The 407-nt window shown below is 71.5% G+C and carries 1 protein-coding gene; it reads right to left on the bottom strand.

The genetic code is table 11. The features are described from left to right. Nucleotides 1-407 (bottom strand): alpha/beta hydrolase (locus tag AC1DYG_RS20210; RefSeq protein ID WP_477641624.1); only part of this gene is annotated, 407 nt, incomplete at both ends.

Genomic DNA, 407 nt, shown 5'->3' with positions numbered 1-407 from the left:
GGTAGAAGACCGTGGTGACGTCCACCCCGAGCCCGCGCAGTGTCTCGGCGAGCGGCACCGACTGGGTGTCGGTGAGCGGGTCGGCGTTGCCTCCGCTGACGTAGGCCGGCGGGAACTGGTCGGTCACGTGCCGGATCGTGGACATCTGCGCCACGGCGGCGGAGCCGCGCAGGTGCTTGGTGCCGATGTACGACCACGCCAACTGGTCCATCGCGCGGGCGAGGATTCCCGGCCCGCCGACCACCTTCGACATGTCGTAGACACCGCAGTTGAGCACGACGCCGCGCAGCTGGTCGGGGCGCAGCGCGGGGGTGATGCCGACCTCGCGGGCGTAGTCGGGGTTGGTGATCAGCGCCGCGAGCTGGCTCGAGAGCTGGGCCCCGGCCGAGTCGCCCGCCAGCACGATC

This window comes from Pedococcus sp. P1_H8, assembly GCF_056405175.1.
Note: the sequence above shows the minus strand (reverse complement) of the source record. Positions and strands in the feature narration are given on the sequence as shown.